Origin of the sequence: Alistipes indistinctus YIT 12060 (assembly GCF_025144995.1) — a bacterium.
GTDB lineage: Bacteria > Bacteroidota > Bacteroidia > Bacteroidales > Rikenellaceae > Alistipes_A > Alistipes_A indistinctus.
In genome coordinates, this window is sequence record NZ_CP102250.1 from 2,242,049 (window position 1) to 2,264,445 (window position 22,397).

General features: G+C 60.7%; 19 protein-coding genes. 6 read left to right on the top strand and 13 right to left on the bottom strand.

Features of this window, described 5'->3' with window-relative positions; all coding sequences use genetic code 11:
* Window positions 1-115 precede the first annotated feature (115 nt).
* The 5 genes from NQ495_RS09355 to ricT form a co-directional block, all read right to left on the bottom strand.
* Window positions 116-1,729 carry a putative oxidoreductase C-terminal domain-containing protein gene (locus NQ495_RS09355; RefSeq protein WP_187118308.1) on the bottom strand — a complete coding sequence of 538 codons (1,614 nt, stop codon included), beginning with the start codon at window positions 1,727-1,729 and terminating at the stop codon, window positions 116-118.
* 94 nt (window positions 1,730-1,823) lie between these two features.
* Window positions 1,824-2,456 (bottom strand): hypothetical protein, encoded by a 633-nt coding sequence (locus NQ495_RS09360; protein ID WP_009132981.1) that lies wholly within the window; start codon window positions 2,454-2,456, stop codon window positions 1,824-1,826.
* Between the two features lie 133 nt (window positions 2,457-2,589).
* Window positions 2,590-3,318, bottom strand: a complete 729-nt coding sequence (gene trmB / locus NQ495_RS09365) for a tRNA (guanosine(46)-N7)-methyltransferase TrmB (protein ID WP_009132982.1) — start codon at window positions 3,316-3,318, stop codon at window positions 2,590-2,592.
* A 213-nt stretch (window positions 3,319-3,531) separates the two neighbouring features.
* Entirely contained in the window at window positions 3,532-3,951 is a 420-nt protein-coding gene (locus NQ495_RS09370) for a gliding motility lipoprotein GldH (protein WP_161988849.1), read from the bottom strand.
* Window positions 3,952-4,071: 120 nt separating this feature from the next.
* A complete protein-coding gene (ricT, locus tag NQ495_RS09375; RefSeq protein ID WP_009132984.1) occupies window positions 4,072-5,790 on the bottom strand; it encodes a PSP1 domain-containing protein in 1,719 nt (572 codons plus the stop codon).
* A 290-nt stretch (window positions 5,791-6,080) separates the two neighbouring features.
* On the opposite strand from ricT, the gene gdhA reads away from it, so the two are divergent.
* The 3 genes from gdhA (at window position 6,081) to NQ495_RS09390 (ending at window position 10,258) form a co-directional block, all read left to right on the top strand.
* Window positions 6,081-7,418, top strand: coding sequence for an NADP-specific glutamate dehydrogenase (gene gdhA / locus NQ495_RS09380; RefSeq protein ID WP_009132985.1), 1,338 nt, complete (start codon window positions 6,081-6,083; stop codon window positions 7,416-7,418).
* Between the two features lie 141 nt (window positions 7,419-7,559).
* Complete coding sequence (locus NQ495_RS09385; RefSeq protein WP_009132986.1) at window positions 7,560-8,459, top strand: dihydrodipicolinate synthase family protein; 900 nt, start codon at window positions 7,560-7,562, stop codon at window positions 8,457-8,459.
* Between the two features lie 254 nt (window positions 8,460-8,713).
* Window positions 8,714-10,258 carry a sodium:solute symporter family transporter gene (locus tag NQ495_RS09390; RefSeq protein WP_009132987.1) on the top strand — a complete coding sequence of 515 codons (1,545 nt, stop codon included), beginning with the start codon at window positions 8,714-8,716 and terminating at the stop codon, window positions 10,256-10,258.
* Between the two features lie 350 nt (window positions 10,259-10,608).
* Here NQ495_RS09390 and NQ495_RS09395 read toward each other — a convergent pair whose 3' ends face one another.
* The 8 genes from NQ495_RS09395 to NQ495_RS11785 form a co-directional block, all read right to left on the bottom strand.
* A complete protein-coding gene (locus NQ495_RS09395; RefSeq protein WP_009132988.1) occupies window positions 10,609-10,977 on the bottom strand; it encodes a DUF3127 domain-containing protein in 369 nt (122 codons plus the stop codon).
* 4 nt (window positions 10,978-10,981) lie between these two features.
* Window positions 10,982-11,422, bottom strand: a complete 441-nt coding sequence (locus NQ495_RS09400) for a peptidylprolyl isomerase (protein WP_009132989.1) — start codon at window positions 11,420-11,422, stop codon at window positions 10,982-10,984.
* A 174-nt stretch (window positions 11,423-11,596) separates the two neighbouring features.
* Window positions 11,597-12,067, bottom strand: a complete 471-nt coding sequence (locus NQ495_RS09405) for a putative signal transducing protein (RefSeq protein ID WP_009132990.1) — start codon at window positions 12,065-12,067, stop codon at window positions 11,597-11,599.
* A 188-nt stretch (window positions 12,068-12,255) separates the two neighbouring features.
* Window positions 12,256-13,599: a sodium-dependent transporter gene (locus NQ495_RS09410; protein WP_009132991.1), complete on the bottom strand. Its 1,344-nt coding sequence runs from the start codon at window positions 13,597-13,599 to the stop codon at window positions 12,256-12,258.
* 295 nt (window positions 13,600-13,894) lie between these two features.
* Complete coding sequence (locus tag NQ495_RS09415; RefSeq protein ID WP_009132992.1) at window positions 13,895-14,785, bottom strand: endonuclease/exonuclease/phosphatase family protein; 891 nt, start codon at window positions 14,783-14,785, stop codon at window positions 13,895-13,897.
* A 7-nt stretch (window positions 14,786-14,792) separates the two neighbouring features.
* A complete protein-coding gene (locus tag NQ495_RS09420) occupies window positions 14,793-14,963 on the bottom strand; it encodes a MarR family transcriptional regulator (protein WP_009132993.1) in 171 nt (56 codons plus the stop codon).
* Between the two features lie 598 nt (window positions 14,964-15,561).
* Window positions 15,562-16,368 carry a WbqC family protein gene (locus NQ495_RS09425; protein ID WP_009132994.1) on the bottom strand — a complete coding sequence of 269 codons (807 nt, stop codon included), beginning with the start codon at window positions 16,366-16,368 and terminating at the stop codon, window positions 15,562-15,564.
* A gap of 25 nt (window positions 16,369-16,393) precedes the next feature.
* Window positions 16,394-17,194, bottom strand: a complete 801-nt coding sequence (locus NQ495_RS11785) for a DUF4924 family protein (RefSeq protein WP_009132995.1) — start codon at window positions 17,192-17,194, stop codon at window positions 16,394-16,396.
* Between the two features lie 358 nt (window positions 17,195-17,552).
* Between NQ495_RS11785 and NQ495_RS09435 the strand changes: the two genes are divergently transcribed.
* The 3 genes from NQ495_RS09435 (at window position 17,553) to NQ495_RS09445 (ending at window position 22,371) form a co-directional block, all read left to right on the top strand.
* A complete protein-coding gene (locus NQ495_RS09435) occupies window positions 17,553-18,692 on the top strand; it encodes a glycosyltransferase family 4 protein (protein WP_147513007.1) in 1,140 nt (379 codons plus the stop codon).
* A gap of 16 nt (window positions 18,693-18,708) precedes the next feature.
* A complete protein-coding gene (locus NQ495_RS09440) occupies window positions 18,709-21,213 on the top strand; it encodes an SLBB domain-containing protein (protein ID WP_009132997.1) in 2,505 nt (834 codons plus the stop codon).
* Window positions 21,214-21,366: 153 nt separating this feature from the next.
* Window positions 21,367-22,371, top strand: coding sequence for a class II fructose-bisphosphate aldolase (locus tag NQ495_RS09445; RefSeq protein WP_009132998.1), 1,005 nt, complete (start codon window positions 21,367-21,369; stop codon window positions 22,369-22,371).
* Window positions 22,372-22,397: the final 26 nt, after the last annotated feature.

Here is a 22,397-nt window from a genome sequence, read left to right on the forward strand (position 1 = left end):
CCCGTTCGAAGGAAACAATCGGATAAAAGGACATGCAAAAAGGACGCGTTGAGCGTCCTTTTTTTGTTGCGGGAGGGGTACGATTTTTACGATCCGTTGCCGGTTCTGTGAACCGTTACTGTTGCTGCGATTCGTCGAACGGACGGATCAGCGTGTAGTATTTGGCCAGCATCTGGTCTACTTCCCAGAACGGGGGATAGCCTTGTACGAGGTAGTCGAGGTATTGCGAAGCGGCTTTTTCGATGCGTTGCGGCAATGCAGTGCGTGCTTCGGCGGGAATGACCACGCGGAAAGCCGTTCCGGCAGGTTCGATCCCCAGGCCCGGACACAGCGGGGCGAGTTGCCCGAGCGCCGCCAGCAACGACTGAGCGAAGCGGGTCGAATCGGTGCCCGGCGCCGGTACGATGTACAGTTGGGGAAGTGCGCCGCCTCGTTCCACGAGCGTCAGGGTCGCTTTCTCCCCTTGCAGCGCCAGTTTCCGGTAGGGAGCCGGAAGCGCCTGCGGGATGCCGGTCGTCCCGACTGTCATTCCTGCCGTCGTCCCGGCATCTGCGTGCGATGCCGCCTTATCCTCCGGAGCGGTGGCGGCAGTTGCCGGGGATTCGCGTTGGGCCGGGGCCGTCCCGCTGCCGGGCAGGTAGTGGCGAATGCTCACGCCCGTGTGCACCCCGTTGAGAACGTAGCGTAACTCCCCGTTGCCGGGCAGTCGCAGCGTGTCGCCGGAGCGGTAGGGTTGTAATGCGGGCGGAAGGGCGGCCGAACCGCTGGCGCGGAGGTATTCGCGTTCGGGAACTGCAGCGGGGTATTGCCGGGCCGAGGTGAACTGGATCTGGCGGTTGTATTTGATCCGTTCCCGGCCGAAGACGGCCAGTTGGATCAGGTCGATGCGCGGTGCGGCGGCGAGCAAGAAGGCGTTTTGCAGTCCGAGGCTGTCGGCGGGGTAGCTCCAGTCGTCGTAATCGGCCGGGGCGGTTTCGAAAGCGGAATTATCCCGGCTTTCACCTTTCGCATTAGCCGTTTTGTCGTTTGCGGGCGACCCGGTTATCCCGGGACGTAAGGCCGTGGAACTTCCCGTACCCTCCATGCGCGCGGTGAAAAGCGGCAGGACGCTTTCCGATACGATGGCCGGGGCTTCGGGCGAACCGCAAAGCTGGATGCCGAAGAAGTCGGCGTTGCGGGCGAGGGCCTGTTGCAGCAGGGCTGCGATCTCGTATCGTTCGGGCATCAGTTCGTAGAGCACCAGTCCTTTTTCGTCCGCGAGGCCCAGCGAGCGTTCCAGTTCGCGGAACTCCGGCGTGCCGGAGGCCAGCGGTGCGGTCGAGAGCACGTTCAGGCCTGCGCCGATGCAGGCGGCCGAATAACCTGCCGCCGTTGCGGTGCGTCCCGAAAGCAGCGCGACGTTGCCGGGCTTTTCTCCGAGCATCCGCGCGAGGAAATCCCCCTCGTTGCTGACCACTTCGTTCCACGAGGTGGCCGAGTCGGGGCGGCTGTTGAAGGCGTTGATCCGTGCGAGGTAACTTTGCAGTCCTTCGCCCTCGGGGGCGAAGACGTGTACGGTACGGTTGATCTGCGGGTTCATGCGGGATTGTACCTGAGCGAGCTGTTCGTCGGCAGGGTGCAGCACGATCAGTTCCGCTTCGCCCCGCGCTCCGGTGAAGGCGCTCCGGTTCGGCGTGCCGCAGCCGCAAAACAGGGTTGTGCATGCCAAAAGGATAATGGATCTTTTCATATCGATGGGATTAATGAACGGCCGTGTGATGGCGGTTGGACGGCCGGACATCTGGTTACGGCGGGTTGTGTGTGGATTGTGTGCCGGTTGCGGTTCAACGGTGCGGGCCCGGGCGGATGTCGGCGGCGGCGCCCGCTACGGGACTTCCCGACAGTCCGCCTGTGATGACGGTTAGCCCGAAGATACCTTTCGTTAGCATCAGTTTTTTGGTTCCTCCCTGTCGGGTCCGGTTGTAGACCGCCTGCGATACGGGAACGGTTTTTTCCTGTCCGTTTGCGAAAGCCAGACGCAGGAAATACGACCGTCTTACGCCATTGGCAACGTATCTGTATTTGCCGGCCCGGCGGGTCATTTGCCGCTCTTTGGTGTGTTTCGACACGACCGATGCCTGCTCCCGGCGGGTAGCTTCCGGGCCAGAGGGCAGGTAATAGTTGCCGTCGAGGACAAAGGCCGTGCAGAAAGTCGTTACGAGGAACAAATGACAGGCTGTGCGGAGAATGCCGTTGTCCGGAACGACCAGCCATTTCCAGCTGTTCCGCAGCGGCAGCGTAACGATTGCGACCGACAAAGCCGCAGCCAGCAAAATCCATCCGTTGACGACCGTCTTTTCGTAAATGCAGTAGGCTTGTACGGCTACGGTTACGGCGACCACCAGGTAGCACAGCCGCAGGAAGTGGCGAAGTTTCCCTTTTGTTAAGTCGGCGTTGTTCGTCTGTGGTGCTGTCATGCCTGTCGTTTTCGTAGTCCGCGCCTCGCTTTTTTAAAGCGTGGGTTGTTCCGAGGCGGTTTCGTTCGTACGGTTCCGGTGCTTTCCTGTTCCTTCTCTTCCTGTGCGATGTATGGTAGCCCGATCGTGCGGCTTATCTCTGCAACAGCTCGTCCGGGGCGAATTCGACCGGAGCGAACTCCGTGTGGCCGTCCAGCGAGAAGCGGATGTAGGTGATCGGTACGCCCTGGGCGAGGAATCGCTTTTCATAAGTGGTCTTGATCGACAGCAGGTCGTCCGCAAATCCGGTGCCGTAAATGTCGGTGTTGCAAGCCTCTATGGGTAAGGCGTTGCCTTCGGCCACCGTACGCGTGTAGTCGTGCAGGTGCCGGCAGTCGCTTTTGAGGTGGATCGGTCCGCCCGGGCGCAGGAAGCGGGCGTAGCGGGTAAGGAATTCCGGTGCGGTGAGGCGTTTCTTCACACGCCCCTTGCGCAGCTGCGGGTCGGGGAACGTGATCCAGATTTCGTCCACTTCGCCCGGTGCGAAACAGGAGTCGATGAACTCGATGCGCGTGCGCAGGAAGCCCGCGTTGCGCATCTCCTGTTCGGTCGCGGTTTTTGCGCCGCGCCACATCCGAGCGCCCTTGATGTCTACGCCGATGAAGTTTTTGTCGGGGTAGCGTTCGGCCAGCGAAACGGTGTATTCGCCGCGCCCGCAGCCCAGTTCGAGTACGACCGGGTTCGGATTGCCGAAAAAGTCTTCGCGCCAACGGCCTTTGAGCCTGAAATCGGTGCGGAATACCTCTTCGAATTCGGGCTGTACCATGCAGCGGAAAGTGAGGTTCTCGGCGAAACGCCTCAGTTTGTCTTTTCCTCGGGCCATATATCGGTTCGGATTGAAATCGGGTTGTGTTCAGGTATTGGTTGTTAGTGTGTTTGCTGTTCGTATAGCGGCGCTTGCGGGTGCGTGCGGGTCCGGCTGTTTCTGCGGCGCTACGGTTTTTCCGCTTTGCGGTTCGGGCCGCAACGGCGTGTGCCGGGAAAGCGCGCGTTGCCGGTTTCAGGCCGGGGCGGGGTTACGGGCCGGGATGCGGTTTTACCGGATGTCGATGCCCACGGCGGCCACTCCTTCGATGCTTCCGCCGGGCATTACCGGTGAAAAGGTGAACAGGTAGCGTCCCGGGCGGGCGAACGTCGTGCGCGTGCGCACCAGCTGTTCTCGGTCGAAAAAGAGGCCCGCTTCGGGAACCCCGTCGAACGCCCGGATGCTGACCGTGTCGCGCCACTTGTAACCATCTGGCGTCGTGGTCGTGACGGCGAGCGTGAGCCGGTCGTAGCCGAAATTATTCCGGAGGCGCGCCGTGACATAGAGCGTGCGCTCGGAGAGCGTGTCGCGGTTGTCGTACGCGACCGTCGCCGGGCTCCCCCAGCCGCCGGGGTCGGTCTCCGCGACCCGGATCTCGAGCGGCGAGAGACAGCCGGTCGCTAGGACGGTGCAGCCCGCCGCACAGGCCATCGCCGCCCGGCGAAGGCGGGACGGGTAACGGTTGGCTGCCTGTCCGGTTCGGCGGACGTAAGCTGTGTCTCGGAAAGGGGGTGTGCGCCGGGCCATGGTTCAGTCGCAGGGGTGCGGGTCTTATTCCGCCGGGGAGTTTCCTCCGTTGCGGTCGTTACCGTTGTTGTTGCCACCGTTTGTGCGCGGGCCGTTCCCGGCGTTGTCGCCGCCGTCCGCAGGGGTGCCGTTTCGATTGCCGTTATTGTTCCCGGTATTCGCTGGAACCCGGTTCGGCCTGTTGCCGCCGTTCGGATTAATGTTGTTGTCGTTCGGGTTCGGGCCGTCGGGCCTGCGTCCCCGTCCCCGGCTGCGCCGTTGTTGCTCTTCGCCGCGCGGGGTCTGTCCGTCCGGTTGGGTGGGCCGGGGCTGCCGCCGCTGCTGCGGCCCACCCGGTTGTCCGTTGTTACGGGTGTTCGGCCGCTCTTCTCTGGAAGCGGAGCCCTGCGGCCGGTCTGGGCGGTTGTCGCCGCGTCCGCGCCGGTTGCTGTTCGGACGACCGGCGCCGCCGGCCTGCGGATTTTCACTGCCGGAACGCCTCGGGGCGTCGCCGGAGCGGCCTGCGGTGCGGGCTTCACGGCCTTCCTCGCTGCGGGAACCGCTGCGGGCGTTCTCTCCGCCGTTGTCGCGGTCGGACCGTTTCCGGTCGCGTCCTTTGCGGCGCTTGGCCCCCTGCTTGTCGAAGCGGGTGAGGCTCTCCTCGCCCACGCCGTCCGAGAAGGTCGGTTCGTTGGTGACGGCCGACAGGTCCACGTCGCTCAGGCGGTCGGGCTTGACGCCCTGCCGGTTGAGGCGGATGATCTCCTTGACGCGCTCGACGCTCAGCGGCTGCATGCCGCCCAATGCGTGCGGATCGCTGCTGAACCACATCGTGCGGCTCAGGATGTCGGTCTTGACCAGGTAGTATTCGCCGTCGAGTATCTGCAGCGGTTCGCGCACGCGCGGAAAATCCTTGCGGGCGTCGAGGTAGGTGTCCAGTTCGTACACGAGGCAGCACTTCAGTTTGCCGCACTGCCCGGCCAGTTTCTGCGGGTTGAGCGAAATCTCCTGGTGGCGTGCCGCGTTGGTCGTTACCGAGACGAAGCTCGAAATCCACGATGCACAGCACAGTTCGCGGCCGCACGACCCCAGCCCGCCGATGCGTCCGGCCTCCTGGCGCGCGCCGATCTGCTTCATCTCGATGCGGATACGGAACTGCTCGGCGAAAATTTTGATCAGTTCGCGGAAATCCACGCGCTCGTCGGCGATGTAGTAAAAAATAGCCTTGATTTTGTCGCCCTGGTATTCGACGTCGCCGATCTTCATGTTGAGTCCCAGTTCGGCCGCAATCTGCCGCGAGCGGATCATCGTCGTGTGCTCGAGCGCGATGGCCTCCTGCCACTTCTCGATGTCGCCCGGCTTCGCCTTGCGGTAGATCTTTTTGAACTCGCCGTTGAGCGGGTTGAAGCCGACGCGCTTCATCTGGCGCGCGACCAGGTCGCCCGTGAGCGAGACGATGCCGATGTCGTGGCCCGGGGAGGCCTCCACCGCCACGATGTCGCCCGTTTTGAGCGGCAGGTTGTTTACGTTGCGGTAGAAACTTTTGCGCGTATTTTTGAAGCGTACCTCGAAAATGTCGTCGGGGAATACTTCCGGCATGCCTTCGAGCCAGTTGGTCGAGCCGAGCTTGTAGCAGCCCGTGCAAACTTCGGCCGACGTCTCGCCGCCACGGCGGCAGAACGAGCAGCCGCGTCCCACGTCGAGACTGCAGTCGCAGTCGCCTTCGGGGCGGGGGAAAGTATGGTTGTCGTGTTTCGGATCCATGTGTTTTTCCGGTCGGCAGGGGGGTCCCTGCGGGTTTCTATTCTATGTTGGCCGTCAGTGCATTGGACGGGGCCGTGCCGGGCCGTCGTGCGGGCATAATGACGCTTTGCAAAGATAATAAAAAAAACGGGATTGCCGCGGGGGGCGCATTGCGGTGTGCGGGTCCGCGTTTCGGCAGCGGCCGGACGCGGGAATAAAATGCCGGGCCGGGCTGAAAAACTGCCGGGACGGTAAGGAAACGTTGCGAAAATATGTTATTTTTGACAAAACAAATCTAAAACCTACGCGCTATGGAGGTCAAGAAACTGATGGACGAACTCGCAATGCGTCACCCCGGCGAGAGCGAGTACCTGCAGGCGGTACACGAAGTGCTGCTTTCGATCGAGGAGGTTTACAACAGTCATCCGGAATTCGAGGCGAACCGCATCGCCGAACGGATCGTGGAACCGGACCGTATTTTCACATTCAAAGTGCCTTGGGTGGACGACCGGGGTGCGGTGCATGTGAATATCGGTTACCGCGTGCAGTTCAACAATGCGATCGGCCCTTACAAGGGCGGGCTGCGGTTCCATCCGAGCGTGAACCTGAGTATCCTGAAGTTCCTCGGATTCGAGCAGATATTCAAGAATGCGCTCACTACGCTCCCGATGGGCGGTGCGAAGGGCGGTTCGGATTTCGATCCGAAGGGGAAGTCCGACGCGGAGGTGATGCGCTTCTGCCAGGCGTTCATGACCGAATTGTGGCGCTATATCGGTCCGGAGACGGACGTGCCGGCGGGCGACATCGGCGTCGGCGGCCGCGAAGTGGGGTATTTGTACGGCATGTACCGCAAGTTGGCCCGCGAGAATACCGGCGTATTGACCGGTAAGGGAATGACCTTCGGCGGCTCGTTGATCCGTCCCGAAGCGACCGGTTTCGGAGCGGTCTATTTTGTCAGGCAGATGCTCGAAACGGCCGGTGATTCGCTGCGGGGCAAGGTGATCGCGTTGTCGGGTTTCGGCAACGTAACCTGGGGCGTGGCGCTCAAAGCCGTGCAGGAGGGCGCGAAAGTGGTGACCGTGTCGGGCCCGGACGGCTATGTCTGCGACGAGGCGGGGTTGGACGGCGAGAAGATCGGCTACCTGCTGGAGCTGCGCGCATCGAACAACGATGTGGTGGCGCCCTATGCCGACCGTTTCCCGGGCGCGAAGTTCGTTCCGGGGCGCAAGCCGTGGGAAGTGAAGGCGGATATCGCGATGCCCTGTGCGACACAGAACGAGCTCGACGGCAGGGATGCCGAAGCGCTGGTCGCAAACGGGGTGAAATATGTGGCCGAGGTGTCCAACATGGGGTGTACGCCCGAAGCCGCAGACCTCTTTATCGCCCGGGAAATTCCGTTCGGGCCGGGTAAGGCGGTCAATGCCGGCGGTGTGGCCACTTCGGGCCTGGAGATGTCGCAGAACGCGATGAAGATGAGCTGGAGCGCGGCCGAAGTGGACCGGCGGCTGCAGGAGATCATGACTTCGATCCACGACGTTTGCGTCCGGTACGGCACCGGCCCGGACGGCTACGTCAATTATATGAAGGGCGCGAACATCGCCGGGTTTATGAAGGTGGCCCGCAGCATGGTCGAACAGGGGGTCCTGTAACGGCGCCGGTCCGGGGCGGGCCCCGGGCGGACGGCGTGCGGCGGAGGTTTCGATTCCGCATGCGGGAGGAACCGATAGCCGCAAAGGGACAGGGAGACAGAAATCTTATTTTCCTCATACAAACAACCGAATCGAAAGGAAATGACAAGCGAAAAGATCAAAGGGCTGGTAGCCGCTACGGTGACCCCGATGAAAGCGAACGGGGAGGTGAACCTGCCTGCGCTGGACAGCTATGTGAAGCATCTCGAGAAGCAGGGGTTGGCGGGCGTATTCGTCAACGGCACCACCGGCGAGGGATTGCTGATGACCTCCGACGAGCGCAAGGCGGTGGCCGAGGCGTGGATGGCCTATAAAGATAAGTTCAAAGTGATGGTGCATGTAGGCGGCACGAGTTATGCGGCCGCCGTCGACTTGGCGCGCCATGCCGAAAAGATCGGCGCCGATGCGATTTCGGCGATGGGTCCCTGTTTCCTGCCCCCGTCGCGGGCCGAGGAGCTGGTGGCGTTCAACAAGATCGTCGCGGCGGCGGCCCCCGGCACTCCGTTTTACTATTACCACATTCCGGGCACGTCGCACGTCAACGTCAGCATGCTCGATTTCCTGAAACTCGGTGAAAAGGAGATTCCGACGCTGCGCGGCATCAAGTACACCACCTACGATTCGATGACGATGCAAGAGTGCATCGCCTACCGAGGCGGCTACTACGACATCCTGCACGGCCACGACGAAACGATCCTCACCGGGCTGATGCTCGGCGCGACGGGCGGTGTGGGTACTTCGTACAGCGTGACGGGCGAGCTTTACAATAAACTGCTCGACACCTTCTGGGCCGGAGACCTGGCCGGGGCGGTGAAACTCCAGGAGAAGGCCGTCGAGTTTATCCGCGTGCTGATCAAGTACGAAAATTCGGTGGTCGGCATCAAGGCCATCCTGCAGGTTATGGGCGTCGACTGTGGCCCGGTGCGGCTGCCGATGCGCAACCTGACCCCCGACCGGATGAAAGCGCTCGAAGCGGACTTGCGCGCGATCGGCTGGATTTGAGCGCCGCCCGTCCGGACGGTTTCCGTGTTTAAACGCTGTTGTACCGTTGCCCGTTGCGTTGCCGTTGAGGTGCCTGCCGGGCTGTTGAATTGTCGCGCCCGGGCGGTTATGCCGTCTCTGTTGTGCAGTTGGACGGCCGTTGTCTTCCTGCGGCAGGCTGCAGCGTGTCGCACTGTCCGTACGTCCGTATGCCTGTGGAAGTCCGGAGTCCGCGAGGGAATACCGTATTAACCTAAACCTGAAAACCTGAACGAATGAACCTTCTTGCTGCAACACCTTCTTCCGACGGTATGATCGCGGGCGCGGCGACCGGCTTCCGGCCGCTCGACTGGGCGGTCGTGGTGCTTTTCCTGCTCTGGATGCTCTGGATCGGCTATCGCTCGGGGCGCCGCAACCGCACGGCCGAGGATTATGTGCTGGGCGGCCGCACGATGAACCCCGTGATGGTCGGTATTTCGCTCTTCGCGACGCTGCTCAGCACGCTGAGCTACCTGTCGTATCCGGGCGAAATGGTCAAGTACGGGCCGGTGGTCTTTATCGGGCTGGCGGCGTTTCCGGTCGCGTACTACATCGTGAGCCGGCTGATGATTCCGCGTTACATGAAGATGAACGTCACCAGCGCTTACGAGATTCTTGAGATCAAGCTGGGGCGCGGCGTGCGTTCTTTGGCGACGGTCTTTTTCCTGTCGCTGCGCTTCCTGTGGATGGCGACGATCATCTATGCGACGGTCGATGTCGCGCTGATTCCCGTGTTCGGCCTCGATCCGGGCTGGGTGCCTCCCGTCAGCGTCGTGCTGGTCGTTATTACCGTGATATACACTACGATGGGAGGCCTGAAGGCCGTAGTGACGACCGACGTGATCCAAACCGTCGTGATGTTTGCGGGCGTGCTGCTCACCATCGGCATCATCGGTTGGAAAGTGGGTTCGTTCGGAGCCTTCTTCGAGCCGCAGCTTTTCGAACACTGGCCCCCGGTGGACTGGGGTTTCGATATGTCGAAGCGGATGACCGTCGGCAATATCCTGCTGATGACTCTCGTATGGCAGGTCTGCACGGCCGGGTCGGACCAGATGGCGATCCAGCGTTACCTCTCCACGCCCGACGTGGCAACGGCCAAACGCTCCTACCGCATCTCGCTGGTCACCTCCTGCACGATCCAGTTGTTGCTGGCCGTGGTGGGGCTCGTCGTAATGACTTATTTCCTCCGCTATCCGCAGATGCTCGCGCCGGGCACCTCCGTGGTGGGCGATGCCGACACGCTTTTCCCCCGTTTTATCCTGATCGGGCTGCCGGCGGGGATTACCGGGCTGATCGCCGCCGGAATCATGTCGGCCGCGATGTCGAGCCTCTCGTCGGGGCTCAATTCGTCTGCCACGGTGATCTATGAGGACATCATCAACCGCAACCGCAAGGAGAGCAATACCTCGTCGAAAAGCCTGCACCACATCAAACTGATCGCCGTAGCGCTCGGGGTAGTGGTCGCTTTGTCGAGCTTTCTGGTCGCCTATGTGAGCGGCAACCTGCTCGATGTGGTGATCAAGGTGGTGAACCTGGTGGTAGCGCCGTTGTTCGTGCTCTTTTTCATGGCGCTGTTCGTGCCGTGGGCCACTTCGCGCGGGACGGTGGCGGGCGGATTGTTCGCGATGCTCGTGGCGGTGCTGATCGCCTTTGTCGGGATCTTCGGCATTACGGCGCTGTGGATTATGCCGGTCGCACTGGTTTCGGGGGTGCTTTCGAGTATGCTCTTCAGCCTGCTCGACCGCTGGCTGATCGGCCGGGGCCTGCTCCCCGGAAAGTAGCGAATGGCGGAGAGGCCCGTCGGGAGCACTCCTGCGAGCGGGATCCGTAAGGGGGCGTTTGGGCCGCCGATACCGCTTGCGGCCTGGTCCCTGCGGTCAAAAATGCCGGCGACTGAGTAAATGCGGACGGCTCTCCTGTAAACGTTCGGCTGGCGCTTCCGTGTAGGCGGGAAAGCCGGTATAGGTAAATCGGGAGCGGTGAACCGGGGAGCCGGTATAAATAAACAAGGCCGTCAGAGATTTCTGACGGCCTTTTGGGTCTCTGCGACTTGCGTTCGTACCTGTTTGACTTGGCGTTTTTCGCTCTGTTTGCTGCCTGCGGATTTCCGGGGCGGAAGCCGTTTGCCGGATCAGAACGGCAAGTCGTCCACCTCTTTCGACGCGGCGGGCTCTTCCGGTGCGAAGGCGTCCAGCGGGGGCAGCGCACCCGGGCCCGGGGCCGTTTCTCCGGCCGCCTTGCGGGTCATGCGCCATGCGCGTACCTCGGTATACCAACGGCCGTTGTACTCGCGCGACTCGACGTTGGCCGAGACGGCGACCACTTCGCCCGGACGCAGCGTACCCGCCTCCTGGGCCTTGTCGCCCCAGAAGCCTACGCACACCTTGCGGTTGAATTCGCCCGGCTGATCGAAAATTACCTCCTGTTTCATCCACTCTCCGCGTGCGCTCGTTCCCTTGACGACCGGCAGCACGCTCACTACGGTTCCTTCAAATTCCATGGTTCTATGCTTCTTCTATGATGTCGATTCCGGTAATCAGGTCGCCCGGACGGATCTGGTCGATCACCTCCAGCCCTTCGACCACGCGGCCGAAACAGGTGTGTACGCCGTCGAGGTGCGCGGTATTCGTGCGGTTGTGGCAGATGAAGAACTGCGAGCCGCCGGTGTCTTTGCCGCGGTGCGCCATCGACAGTACGCCGCGGTCGTGGTACTGTTTGCCACCCGAGGTTTCGCACTTGATCGTGTAGCCGGGGCCGCCCGCGCCGGTGCCGAGCGGACAGCCGCCCTGGATCACGAAGTCCGGGATTACCCGGTGGAACGTCAGCCCGTCGTAAAAACCGCTTTTCGCCAGTTTGCAGAAGTTGGCCACCGTGCCCGGTGCCTCCTGGTCGTAGAACTCGACGGTCATGTCGCCTTTCTCGGTATGAATGATTCCTTTGGTCATGTCTCTTGGGGTTTTGGATAACCGTTCTTCATGAACGGGACGATAAAGATACGTCTTTTTTCGTTTCCGGCCAATCGGGCGGGAAATAAAATCGGCTCAGCGGTACAGGCCGGTTTCCGTGGCGGAGCCGGCAGGGGATCCCGTGGCCGTGGCGGTCTCCGTGGCGGAACCGATTCATTGTTCCGCCTCCGGATTCGTGTCCGGGGGAGTGCCTGTGATGCGGTCTCCGGGAGTTTGTCCGGGAGATGGAGCCGGTTTGCTGAAATCCTCCCCGCAACGGCGGCAGCGGTAGGAAGTCTTGATATTGCCGAGCGGCGTCCAGGCCAGTAGCGAAAGGAACGCAAAAAATGCCTTGAGTCCGCGGCGGCGCCCCAGCGATGTCCCGATGTCGGTCGAGCCGCAATAGGGGCAGCACGGCTGTCCGGAAGCGGGCGACAGCGTATTTAACAGCTGCCGGGCCCGGTCGTAATCCTTCGCCAGCACTACGACCGTGACGCCCATCCCCATCATGCCGCACAGGTTGGGTAGTGTCGATGCGGTGTATTCGTTGGTCAGGACGGACTCGATGCCCGCGTTGGCCAGCGCTCCCTGCAGCAGGTGGGCTTCGGCGGCGTTGTCGCAGGTGGTCAGGGTAACGGTTTGCATGGTATTTCGGGTTCCGGCGTTTGCCGGTTTGTGTGGGTCCTCCAAGGTACGGTTTTTTCCGGGATTCTGGCGTCCAGGCATACGCATTTGGGCATCGAGATACCCGCATTCGGGTATCGGGGGCCGGGCTTCCCGCCGGAAAGGGTTCCGAAAGCCTGTTTATGTGCAGGGCGTTTTCAGGGAGCGGCTCAGATCACGCCGATCTGGCTGAGGAAAAGCAGTACGATCACCACTGGCGCGACGAAGCGCACGATGACGCGGTAGTAGGGGAAGAGTGCGTTGCCGTAGCGTCCGCGCGAGGTGACCTCCTCCTGCAGCGTGCGCCCGCGCAGCACCCATCCGGCGAAAAGCACCGAGAGCAGGCCTCCCAGCGGCAGCATGTAGAGCGAGGTGGCGTTGTTGAACAGGTCGAAGATGTTTTGCCCGGCCACCCGCAGCGATGAATCGGGAGCCTGCGACCAGAGGCACAGCGCGCTGAGCCCGGCGACGGTTCCCACGGCGATCAGCGTGGCGGTACGGCGGCGCAGGTGCATCTCCTCGGAGATATAGAGTGTCGCCACCTCGAGCAGCGATACCGACGACGAGATCGACGCGGTGAAAAGCAGGAAGAAAAAGGCGATGCCGAGCAGGTAGCCTCCGGTCATGTTGCCGAATACGTTGGGCAGCGTGATGAAGACCAGTTCCGGGCCGGACGTCGGGCTGATGCCGTACGAAAAGACGGCCGGGAAGATCGCCAGTCCGGCGAGGATCGCGACGCAGGTGTCGGTGACGGCCACCGTACCGGCCAGCCGGAACATGTTTTCATTTTTGGGGATGTACGATCCGTAGGTGATCATCGTGCCCATGCCGAGGCTCAATGAAAAAAAGGCCTGGCCCAATGCCTGCAGGATCACATGGCTGTTGATTTTGCTGAAGTCGGGACGCAGCAGGAAGGAGATGCCCTCTTTCGCGCCGTCGAGCGTCAGCGAGTTGATGACCAGTCCGATCAGCAGCAGGATCATGAACGGCATCACGATCTTGCCGAACTTTTCGATCCCTTTTTCGACGCCCCGCACCACGATGAAAGCGATGAAGGCGATGAAGGCGAAGGTCCAGAACATGGGACCCCAGCCGTGGTCGATGTACTGTTGGAAAACCGTCCGGATCTCCTCGGAACTCTGCCGGTGGAATCCGTTTACGAGGGCGACCTGCAAGAATTTGAGCGCCCAGCCCGCGATCACCGCATAGAACGACAGGATGATCGTCGAGGTGGCGATACCCAGGTAGCCCGCGCCGTTCCAGTATCCCCTGGGCGAAAGCCGCCGGAATGCCCTCAGGGCATTGGATCGCGTGTGGCGCCCGAGACTGAACTCGGTGAGCATGATCGGGATGCAGATCAGTGCGCTGATCGCGATGTAAACCAGGATGAAGGCGCCGCCGCCGTTTTCACCCGCGATATAGGGGAACCGCCAGATGTTGCCCAACCCCACCACCGAGCCGCCGACGACGGCTACGGCGCCGAAGCGGCTGCCGAATGAACTGCGTTGTTTCATGTATTTGATCGTTTTGGGAGGCACAAATTCGCCCGAAACGGGGCCGGCATGCGTCGGAGCCGGGTCAAAGGTAGTAAATATGTCGGATTTCTAACAAAAAGATAAAAAATACATCGAGGCTGCGCGGCATATAATTCAAGAACCTATCAACTCAAAAATAAGGTAATCGAATATTTTTTGCACAAAACGGCAGGGGGGCGTCAGGGATATAAAAAATGCAACCGATTGAATATCGACCGGTTGCATTTTGTGTGGACTGCGGATCCGGTGCCGGATCCCGTCCGATGGGCAGGGGCTACTTGAGCGTTGCGCGAACAAGGATCGGAATGTGGTCCGACGGGTAGTTGATCCCGTCCGAATCGCGCAGCAGTCCGTATTTGAGCACATCGACACGGCCGTTGACGAAGACGTGGTCGATCGCCTGCCGTCCGCGCTGGGCTTCGGGGATCGTGACGGTCATCGCACCGACCGGGACGCCCGTCCAGCTCACCTCGCTGCCCTGGTCGTAGGGCGGGGTTTGCGATACGTCGCGGGCCGAGGCGAGGTGCTGCAGCATGACCTTAATGGGCTCGTCCTTCGGTTCTGCATTGAAGTCGCCGGTGCAGAAGACCGGATATTTGTCGCCGGCCAGCGAGGCGATCCGCCTGCAGATCAGCTCTGCGCCCTCGTGGCGTGCCACAGGGCCCATGTGGTCGAGGTGCGTGTTGAAATAGAAGAACTCTTTTTTGCTCTGCCTGTCGCGCAGTTTGACCCACGAACAGATGCGGTTGTAATCGGCATCCCAGCCTCGTGAAACCTTTTCGGGGGTTTCCGACAGCCAGAAGGTGCCGCTGTCGAGCAGCGCGAAACGGTCGGTCCGGAAGAATACCGGCGAGTGCTCGCCCTGGTTGATTCCTTCGCGGCCCGTGCCGACGGCGGTGAACTCGGGCAGCGCCGTACGCAGGTCGGCCATCTGTTCCGGGCGGACCTCCTGCATGCCGATGATGTCGTAGTCGTGGAATCGGATCAGTGCGGCGATCCGCTGGCAGCGGACTTTCCAAGGCAGCGGGCCGTCGTCGTGTACGCCGCACCAGATGTTATACGTGCCGACATTCATCGTGGCGGGAGCGGCGGCCCGGGCGGCCGTGAACGAACTTCCTGCGACCAGCAGCAGGGCAATGGCCGCGATCCATAGATTTCTTTTCATGGCGGTGCTATTTCTTGATGTCGTAGAAACAGCGTTTGGGGGAGTAAATTTTACCCTCTTTGGCCAGTTGTTTGATCACTTTGCCGGCTTCGTCCTTGTCGATGCCCGCTGCCGTGGCGATGTCGCCGGGACGCATGGCGCCTTTTTCGGCGAGTACTTTCAGAATTTTCTCTTCCATGGTTGTATGATTTATGGGTTTATAATAAATAAATGTCGTTGCGCGGGGGCGTTAGTGGTTTGATCGTGGTTCTTACCTGATTTTTACATGGTTTCACCGTGATTCTCATCGCGCGGCGGGAGAGGTGTTCGAGCAGCCGGATTGCCGTCTGTGCGGCCGATCAGGCCGGATGCGGCGTCCTCTGGCGCGGACGAAAGCCGCTGCGGTGGAATTTGATATAAAGGTAAGCAATCCGGGCCGGTTGTGCAAATTGTTTTTGGTTATCGGTCTATCGGCCGGGCTTATGCTATGCGTATTTTCCGGTACGGGGTTCCGGTGTCTGATCCGCTTCGGGCTCCTGCTCTCCTCACGCGAGCGGATGCCCAAAGCGGCATATGCCTGAGCGAAGCGAATTATGCCGTTCAGCGTCCGAACGCTTTAGCGGGTAAAGCAGGGATTGTAAGCAAGGAAATCCGTACCGGGGGGCCGGGGCACGAACCTGTTTCGGGAATGCGGTCGTGTTGCCGGTGCGGTTGTCGCGGTGGTTAACGGGCAGGGACGTAAGGCCGGATGTTCGGCGTCGTGCCCGGAAAATAGGTTATGGGGAGCGTAAGTTCGGTTATTTCAGATGGGCGGCCCGGAGGATGTCCGCGGCGGCCGGGCCCTCGCAGAACAACAGGTCGATTACCGAAAGGTTCCCTGCAAACGGCAGGCGGTCGGAAAAAACCTGGTAGTACTGCGGTGCGGCGAAGGTCGGGTCGGGACGGCTCAATCGGGGTTTGGGCGAGAGCGACAGGCGGAAGTCGGCGTAGCGGGCGGGCTCTGCTGTGCAAGGTGTGTCGAATGTTGCAGATGCGGTGCCGGCCGGGTTTTCGGCATGGGGTTCCGTGCCCGGGCGGGACGGGGCGGCGGTTTGCATCTCCGGCCCCGTGTGCGGGGAGAGGTGTCCGGGCGTATGTCCCTGTCCCTGCGGATCGGATGGTACGGAGGGGGAGACGTAACGGTCGGTATAGCCGATCCGGGCGGCCGCCCCGCCCGAAGGGTCGAGCAGGTGCAGGACGGTTCGCTGCAGCGTGTCGTTGAGTTCGGTCAGCAGGTCGAACCGCTGCCGGTAGAGCGGGGCGAAATGTTCTTCGTAATGCGCGAAGTAGGGCGAACCGCGATAGGCCGAGACGATCGCCTGCCAGTGGCGGTGCTGCCACCGCTTCGAATAATCGATGCGGATTTCGCGCGTGGGCGTGCCCACTCCCCCCGTGTGGTACACCGGGACGGTAAGCGACATTACGCCGCCTGCCGAGAGGATGTCGCAGCGGTTGCGGTAGCTCTGCTTGAGGTAATGCTCGTGCAGGTCGATGCAGGCCTCTCCGCTCAGCAGTTTCGAATAGTATTGCAGGTTGCCCAGGTAGGCCGTCGGAAGCAGGATCATCGTTCGTTGCGGAATTTGACCGGGGTCAGGATGCGGAACCGGTTCCGGAATTGCGGGAATTTTTTCCTTCCGGGGCAACAGCGGCCGGCCGGGGACCGTCTTGTGCTCCGGAAGAGGCTTGGGTCCCCTGTTCTGGGGCGGCCGCAGCATGCCGGTCACCGTTCGGGGCGTTGCCGAACAGGTCGACCTCGCCGCGCTCGACCTTGCGGAACACGGTAGCCAGTTCGGCCACTACCGGGGAGATGAGCGTCAGTACGTCGTCGATGTATTTTTGCCGCGACTTGCCGCTGTCGGCGATGCTGTCCGGTGCGGCTGAAACGTCCGTATCCTTATCGGCTGCGGCTTGGGGATTGGTGCCGCAGCCTTTGCCGGCATCGCCGTGTTTTCCCGCTTCCTGGATGCGCAGCAGCACGACCGAGTAGAGCGCGCGGAAAAAGAGTTCGACGTCGCTGATCTCCGGGTCTTTGAGTTTTGCCTTGAGCGCCGGGAGTTCGGGCGCCACCCGCGCGTAGAGCCGGCGGTATTCGGCTCCCACCGGCAGGACCGTCAGCTGGTTGTGCAGGTTGTTCAGGTCGGCGATCAGGTGCAGCGTGTGTTCGAGGTGGCCCTGCTGTTCCTTGCCCTCCTCGCGCAGCAGGTTCACGATATCCATATACCAGAGGAAAACTTCCTGTTTCTGCTCTTCGGGAAGTCCGAGCGGCTTCACGAGTTTCGCATAAATCGCTTCGGGGCTGAATTGCAGTGCGCGCAGCAGGTCTTCCAGCTGCCAGAGGTAGAGGATGTATTCGGCGATATTCTCTTTGCGGGTCTTTTGTGCGGTATACATGGCGGTTTGCGTTTAATAAGGTGCGGTCCGGCCGGGAACGTTTCCTGTCCCGGATGCGGGATGCCGGCCGGCGGTGCGGTGAAAGGGCAATGGCGTTAAAACGGTAACGGGATAAACGAATAGTACAAAGGTAGTTTTTTCTGCGGATTTTCCTTCAAAAAGCGGGCCCGGAAGCGCTCCTGCTGCCGGAAACGCTCCGGTGCGGTGCCGTTCAGGCCTGTTTGCGGGTAAAATGGATGCAGGGTCGAACCGATAAAGTTCAGAAAGAGTAATTTATATGTTGGAGTGTTCGGTATCGGTTATTTTTGTACCTTTGCCGACAGACACTACTCCAGTTAAAAACGACCACCGCCACGAAATGGAATTGACTTTACTTGTCATCGCCACTTTTTTGCTGTCCGCCGCTGCGGGATGGCTCACCATTCCCCGCATCGTGATGATCTCGAAAAAGAAAAAACTGTTCGACGAGCTCAGTGCCCGCAAATCGCACACCGGCGCGGTTCCCCGGTTGGGCGGCGTGTCGTTCCTGCCGGCATTCCTTTTCTCTTTCTCCCTCGCGGTAGGCTTGCGGTATATGCTCGGCCTGGACGTGGCGGCCCCGCATGAGATGGCGATTCCGCGCGAATTCATGTTCCTGGTTTCCGGAGCGACCGTGCTCTTCTGCGTGGGGCTGGCCGACGACCTGGCCGGGGTGGGTTACCGCATCAAGTTCCTCGCCCAGTTGCTCAGCGCGGCATTGCTGCTCTGCTCGGGCGTCTGGATCGACAACCTCGACGGCCTGTTCGGGCTGCACCATGTGCCGACGGCTGTGGGCGCGCTGCTGACGGTGCTGGTGGTCGTTCTGCTGACCAATGCGTACAACCTGATCGACGGCATCGACGGGCTTTGCTCCGGGCTCTCGATTCTCGCGCTGTTCACGTTCGGGGTCTGGTTCCTCACCCACCACATCTATGTGTATGCGATGATGTCGATGGCAATGGGGGGCGTGGTGACCATCTTCTTTTTCTATAACGTGATGGGGCACCGGATGAAAATTTTTATGGGCGATACCGGCTCGCTGCTGCTGGGTTTCGTAATCGCGTTCCTCGGGCTGAAGTTCTATGACCTGAACATCAACGGCGAATTTTACCGGATCGACGCGGCGCCGGCCGTCTTCCTGGGAATCGTTTTCATCCCGGCGTTCGACACGGTGCGCGTTTTCTGCGTGCGGATGGCCGCGGGCCTTTCGCCCTTTTATCCCGACCGCAGGCATATCCATCACAAACTGCTGCGCATCGGCCTGACCCACCTGCAGGGCACGCTGGTGATCGTCGTGTTGCAGGCCTGCTTTATTCTGCTCAATTTCCTGCTGCGTAACGTGAACATCAACCTGCTGTTCGGCATCAACCTCGTTCTCGGCGTGCTGCTGATCCAGGGACTCAATGCGCTGGGCGGCCGGATCGACGTTTCTTCACAACATATCGCGCAAAACCGCGTTCAAAATAATAGTGAAAAATAAAGACAGTCTATTTTATATGCTTATCAGACGTAAAGTTCAGACAGCTCTGGCGGCCGTGCTGCTGTCGGCGGCGGTGCCGGGCTACGTTTCGGCCCAACTCCCGGGCGTGACGCCCGATGTAATCCAGAAAGCGCGCCAGTCGGGCGCCACCGAAGAACAGATTCAGCAGGCGCTCGGCGGCATGTCGGTTCCGGGAACGCCCCAATCCGGGACGAATGCGGGGGCCGGCAAGAGCGCAACCGGAAGCGCTGACCGCAAAGCTTTGGACCAGAAGGTGCTCCGGGATTTGAATCCGACCAAAGTCACCGGAGTGGATACCCTTACCTGGAACCAGGTGCTGAGCAACGACTGGCAGCTGCAACAGCAGCAGCAGCGCATCCTGCAGTCGATGACGACCCCGTACCAGGACCCGGAGTTCGAGGTGCTGTGGGAAGACGGCAAGTTTGTCCGCCGGCCGATCCCGAAGGTGTTCGGCCGCGAAATATTCCAGAACAAGAACCTCACTTTCGCCCCCAATTACAACATGGCCACGCCGCCCTCGTACGTGCTGGGCGCGGGCGACGAGATCGTCGTCGAGGTGTGGGGACCGTCGGAGCTTTACGACAAGCAGAAAATTACCCCCGACGGGACGATCAATATCCAGGGCGTCGGCCCGATCAGCCTGAACGGCCTGACGATCGCCGAGGCGCAGAAGCGGATCGCTTCGAAGCTGAGCGGCGTGATGGGCGGCGCCAACGTCAAGGTGTCGCTGGGCCAGATCCGCAGTATCAAGGTCAATATCGCGGGCGAGGTGATGGTGCCGGGCACCTATACGCTGCCTTCGCTGGCTACCGTTTTCAATGCGATCTACTCGGCCGGGGGGGTCAACAAGATCGGTTCGCTGCGTGCGATCAAGGTGTTCCGCGACGGCAAGGAGGTCGCGACGCTCGACGTGTACGATTACCTGATCAATGGCAAGTACGATACGAACATCCGCATCGAGGACAACGACATGATTATCGTCCAGCCTTACGACAGCTACGTGGCTGTGACCGGTAAGGTGAAACGTCCGCGGATTTACGAAATGAAAAAAGGAGAGACGCTGGCCAAGGCGTTCGAGTATGCGGGCGGATTCACGGGCGATGCCTATAACGATAACGTGAACGTGAAGCGCAAGACCGGACGGCAGTATAGCATCCTGACGGTCGAGAAGCCCGATTTCGATGCGTTCGCGGTGGCCGACGGCGACAGCGTGTCGGTGGGCCGGATTTTCAACGAGTATGCTAACCGTTTGGTAATTACCGGGGCCGTATGGCGTCCGGGCAACTACGAATTAACCGATAATACGGCGACCCTTTCGAAGCTGATTGCAAAAGCCGAAGGCCTCAAGGGGAACGAATTCGCCTCGCGCGGGCAGGTTACGCGCCGCAAGAGCGACTATACCTACGAGGTGATTCCGTTCAACGTGCGCGAGGCTGCCGCAGGTGTCAACGATATTCCGCTCATGCGCGAAGATTCCGTCTATATCCCGAATATCCTGGAACTGCGGGAGGAGTATGTCATCGGTGTCCGGGGCGAGGTGAACCGCCCCGATACGCTGCCGTTCCGCGACGGAATGACCGTCGAAGATGCGATCCTGCGCAGCGGGGGGCTCAAGGAGTCGGCCTCTTATGCCAAAATAGAGGTGGCGCGCCGGATCAAGGACCCCAATTCGACCTCTTATACGAACAAAACGGCCGACCTGTATACGTTCAACATCGATAAGGACCTGAGCATCGCACCCGAGGCGAGCCGCTTCGTGCTGCAGCCGTTCGACGAGGTGTACGTGCGCCGGTCGCCGGGATACAGCGAGCAGCAGCGCGTCGCGGTTACGGGCGAAGTGCTCTACGGCGGCGAGTATGTGCTGGCCACGGCGGGCGAGCGGATTTCGGACGTAATTAAAAAAGCGGGCGGTTTCACGCCGGAAGCCTACGTCAAAGGAGTCAGCGTGAAACGCAAACTGACCGGAGATGAACTCGCACAGGTCGAATCGATGCTGAAGATGGCGCGCGACAGCCGCAATACCACCGGGCGCGACTCGATGGCGTTCGAGAATCTCGAAGTGCAGGACTTTTATGCGGTGGGCGTCGACGTGGCGGCCGCGATTCAGAATCCCGGCGGCAACGACGACATTATCCTGCGTGACGGGGATCAGATACTCGTTCCGAAATACACCGGAACCGTGAAGATTTCGGGGGCGGTGAATTATCCCAATTCGGTGGCTTACGACAAAAAGAACGTGAAAAGCTATATCGCGCAGGCCGGTTGGTACAAGCAGAGCGCGCGCCGCCGTCCGTTCGTGATCTACATGAACGGCAAGGTGGCTTCGACCCGCACGGGTTTCTTCTCTAGGCGTTATCCGAAGGTGGAGCCGGGCTGCGAGATCGTCGTGCCGCAGAAGATGGAGCGCAACGGCAGGGGCCTGCAGAACGTGATGGGCATGATGACCTCGACCGCTTCGCTCGCCGCGATGGTCGCTTCGGTGATCAACCTGGCGAAATAATCCCGGGAAGCGGGGTGGAAATGCTCCTATCGCACAGGGATGCCCGCGATTAACGGCGGGCATCCTTTGCTTTTTTCAAAGATTTTTCGTACTCTTGTACCGGATTTTTCGATTCGCAGACAAATCGTTTCAAACATAAAAACTCAAAGTACAATGATTAATTACAAAGATCTTGGCCTTGTCAACACGCGCGACATGTTTGCACGGGCCATGAAGGGCGGTTATGCCATCCCGGCATTCAACTTCAACAACATGGAACAGTTGCAGGCCATTATCCAGGCTTGCGCCGAGACCAAATCGCCGGTGATCCTGCAGGTGTCGAAGGGTGCCCGCCAGTATGCCAACCAGACCCTGCTGCGCTACATGGCCGAAGGCGCCGTGGAGTATGCCAAGGAACTCGGCCTGAAGCACCCCGAAATCGTGCTGCACCTCGACCACGGCGACTCTTTCGAGACCTGCAAGTCGTGCATCGACATGGGTTTCTCGTCGGTGATGATCGACGGTTCGCACCTGCCTTACGACGAGAATGTGGCGCTGACGAAGAAGGTCGTTGACTATGCCCACCAGTTCGACGTGACCGTCGAAGGCGAACTGGGCGTGCTGGCCGGCGTGGAGGATGAAGTTTCGTCCGACCACCACACCTATACCCGCCCCGAAGAGGTGGTGGATTTCGTTACGAAGACCGGCTGCGACAGCCTCGCCATTTCGATCGGCACTTCGCACGGCGCCAATAAATTCAAACCCGAGCAGTGCACCCGCGACGCGAACGGCGTTCTCGTTCCGCCCCCCCTGGCTTTCGATGTGCTGGACGGTGTGATGAAGGAACTTCCCGGTTTCCCGATCGTGCTGCACGGTTCGTCGTCGGTGCCCCAGGAAGAGGTCGCTACGATCAACAAGTACGGCGGAGCGCTGAAAGACGCGATCGGCATTCCCGAAGAGGAGCTGCGCAAGGCCGCCGCTTCGGCCGTCTGCAAGATCAACATCGATTCGGACAGTCGTCTGGCGATGACCGCAGCGATCCGCAAGGTGTTCGTTGAGAAACCCGCCGAATTCGATCCGCGCAAGTACCTCGGCCCGGCCCGCGACAACATGAAGAAACTCTACGAGCACAAGATCGTCAGCGTGCTCGGTTCTGCCGGCAAACTGGCTGAGGAATAGTATTGTCTACCGGTCGGTTTTCGACC

Excerpts from the sequence above, each read along its gene's own strand:
- NQ495_RS09355 (WP_187118308.1), bottom strand. The coding sequence starts at position 1,729 with ATGAAAAGATCCATTATCCTTTTGGCATGCACAACCCTGTTTTGCGGC.
- NQ495_RS09360 (WP_009132981.1), bottom strand. The coding sequence starts at position 2,456 with ATGACAGCACCACAGACGAACAACGCCGACTTAACAAAAGGGAAACTT.
- trmB (WP_009132982.1), bottom strand. The coding sequence starts at position 3,318 with ATGGCCCGAGGAAAAGACAAACTGAGGCGTTTCGCCGAGAACCTCACT.
- NQ495_RS09370 (WP_161988849.1), bottom strand. The coding sequence starts at position 3,951 with ATGGCCTGTGCGGCGGGCTGCACCGTCCTAGCGACCGGCTGTCTCTCG.
- ricT (WP_009132984.1), bottom strand. The coding sequence starts at position 5,790 with ATGGATCCGAAACACGACAACCATACTTTCCCCCGCCCCGAAGGCGAC.
- gdhA (WP_009132985.1), top strand. The coding sequence starts at position 6,081 with ATGGAGGTCAAGAAACTGATGGACGAACTCGCAATGCGTCACCCCGGC.
- NQ495_RS09385 (WP_009132986.1), top strand. The coding sequence starts at position 7,560 with ATGACAAGCGAAAAGATCAAAGGGCTGGTAGCCGCTACGGTGACCCCG.
- NQ495_RS09390 (WP_009132987.1), top strand. The coding sequence starts at position 8,714 with ATGAACCTTCTTGCTGCAACACCTTCTTCCGACGGTATGATCGCGGGC.
- NQ495_RS09395 (WP_009132988.1), bottom strand. The coding sequence starts at position 10,977 with ATGGAATTTGAAGGAACCGTAGTGAGCGTGCTGCCGGTCGTCAAGGGA.
- NQ495_RS09400 (WP_009132989.1), bottom strand. The coding sequence starts at position 11,422 with ATGACCAAAGGAATCATTCATACCGAGAAAGGCGACATGACCGTCGAG.
- NQ495_RS09405 (WP_009132990.1), bottom strand. The coding sequence starts at position 12,067 with ATGCAAACCGTTACCCTGACCACCTGCGACAACGCCGCCGAAGCCCAC.
- NQ495_RS09410 (WP_009132991.1), bottom strand. The coding sequence starts at position 13,599 with ATGAAACAACGCAGTTCATTCGGCAGCCGCTTCGGCGCCGTAGCCGTC.
- NQ495_RS09415 (WP_009132992.1), bottom strand. The coding sequence starts at position 14,785 with ATGAAAAGAAATCTATGGATCGCGGCCATTGCCCTGCTGCTGGTCGCA.
- NQ495_RS09420 (WP_009132993.1), bottom strand. The coding sequence starts at position 14,963 with ATGGAAGAGAAAATTCTGAAAGTACTCGCCGAAAAAGGCGCCATGCGT.
- NQ495_RS09425 (WP_009132994.1), bottom strand. The coding sequence starts at position 16,368 with ATGATCCTGCTTCCGACGGCCTACCTGGGCAACCTGCAATACTATTCG.
- NQ495_RS11785 (WP_009132995.1), bottom strand. The coding sequence starts at position 17,194 with ATGTATACCGCACAAAAGACCCGCAAAGAGAATATCGCCGAATACATC.
- NQ495_RS09435 (WP_147513007.1), top strand. The coding sequence starts at position 17,553 with ATGGAATTGACTTTACTTGTCATCGCCACTTTTTTGCTGTCCGCCGCT.
- NQ495_RS09440 (WP_009132997.1), top strand. The coding sequence starts at position 18,709 with ATGCTTATCAGACGTAAAGTTCAGACAGCTCTGGCGGCCGTGCTGCTG.
- NQ495_RS09445 (WP_009132998.1), top strand. The coding sequence starts at position 21,367 with ATGATTAATTACAAAGATCTTGGCCTTGTCAACACGCGCGACATGTTT.